Genomic DNA, 1,870 nt, shown 5'->3' on the forward strand with positions numbered 1-1,870 from the left:
TGCAGAAATTTTAAGTCAAGGCTAGACAAGTAGTCTGCCGCAGACTTAAAATTTCCTCTGCTCGCAGTTGCGAGTACAACGAAGCAAAAATCTCTCTCAAAAGCGCTCGCGAAACAAGCCTAAGCAAGTCTCGCAAGGCAAAATTATTTAATAAATCCGTAAAGGTTAGCTAGCACCCAACCCACCGCGCACGAACTAAACACGCCGATAAGGCCAGGGATGATAAAGCTGTGGTTGATGACGTATTTGCCGATCTTAGTCGTACCTGAGCGGTCAAACTGGATAGCAGCAAGGTCACTCGGATATGTAGGAAGGATAAAGTATCCATAGCAAGCCGTAGCAAACGCAACGATGATGCCTGGATCCACGCCGATCTGAACAGCAAGCGGTACGAATGTCGCGGCAGCGGCTGCTTGAGAGTTTAGGAACTTAGAAATCAGCATACCTACGACGATATACATCCACGGATAGGCCCTCATCACCTCTCCTAGCGAGCCTTTTAGCATCTCGATGTGAGAGTGGAACATCGTATCGGCCATCCAGCTGATACCGTAGATCGCTACGAGCGCGACCATACCGCTGTGGAAGATCTCGTTTTGAGCGATCTTGGCAGCCTTTATGCCTGAGTAGATCATCATGATAGACGCGGCTAGTAGCATGAAAATTTGGATCGTATCTACCATGCCTAGAGGGGCGGTCTTTTTCATAGTATCTTTTACTACGATGCTAGCGTTTGCGACGGTTTCGGTTTTACCCTCTTTAGTGATAACTACATTGCCGTCTTGAAGCACGATAGTTTGAGTTACTTTTTTGTCTTTATCTAGGACTTCTACGTTCGTAAATTTAGTAGCGTCTTTTACTTTACTGTCTTTTACGTTTGAGACGACTTTGCTACCATCTACGGTAGAGACTACTTGTCCGTCTTTTACGGTGATGTTTTTAACTACTTTTTCACCTACTACGATTTCGATAGATTTGCCAGGGACGTTGCTAGTCCAGCTAGGGCGTAGTTGTTTATAGTAGCCTAGAACCGCCACGATAGCGATAGTAGCTAGGAATATCCACATCACGTTCCACTGTTTAGCAGGGAGTTTTGCGCCGATTAGAGAGTGAGATTCGTCTGAGCCGTAGATATATTTTCTTTGCTCAGGGTCTTTGATCCTCTCTTGGAAATCAGGGTCTTTATCTAGGTCTTTACCTCTAAAAATCGAGTAAGTACCGATGATAAGCATACCGATAAAGGTTGACGGGATAGTTACTTTTAGTAGATCCACGTAGCTAGTAAATCCATCGATATGAACTGTGCCAGTGCCTAGCAAAACGGCGACCATAGATACGCCCGCAACCGAAACCGGGCTAGCGATGATGGCTAGCTGAGACGAGATCGTAGTAGCAGCCAGCGGTCTTTCCGGACGGATGCCGCTTTTGATAGATACGTCGTAGATGATCGGTAGCAGCGTATAAACCGTGTGTCCGGTGCCGCATAGAACCGTTAGCGTCCAGCCGCAAATAGGAGCTAGGATACAGACGAATTTAGGATTTTTTCTTAGCGCTTTTTCCGCTATCTGAAGCATAACGTCAAGACCACCTGCAGCTTGCAGCGTAGCGCTTGCTACGACGACGGCTAGGATCGTTAGGATGACGTCTACTGCTGGTTTGCCTGGCTTCATACCGAATGCAAACACCAAGATAACAAGACCGATACCGCCTAGTACGCCTAGAGCCATACCGCCTTTTTTAGCGCCGTAGAATAAACATCCGAGCACTACGATTAGTTGGAGAGTGAACTGAGTGCTTTCACTCAAACTGGTTAGGAATTCCATTTGTTCTCCTTTTTGGAAATTACGCCGCGATTATATAAATATTAAAA

The 1,870-nt window shown here is 46.1% G+C and carries 1 protein-coding gene; it reads right to left on the bottom strand.

All coding sequences use genetic code 11. The features are described from left to right. Window positions 1-143: 143 nt before the first annotated feature. A complete protein-coding gene (locus tag Q0546_RS05535; RefSeq protein WP_298791266.1) occupies window positions 144-1,823 on the bottom strand; it encodes an anaerobic C4-dicarboxylate transporter in 1,680 nt (559 codons plus the stop codon). Window positions 1,824-1,870 lie beyond the last annotated feature (47 nt).

Source organism: uncultured Campylobacter sp. (assembly GCF_937997465.1).
GTDB lineage: Bacteria > Campylobacterota > Campylobacteria > Campylobacterales > Campylobacteraceae > Campylobacter_A.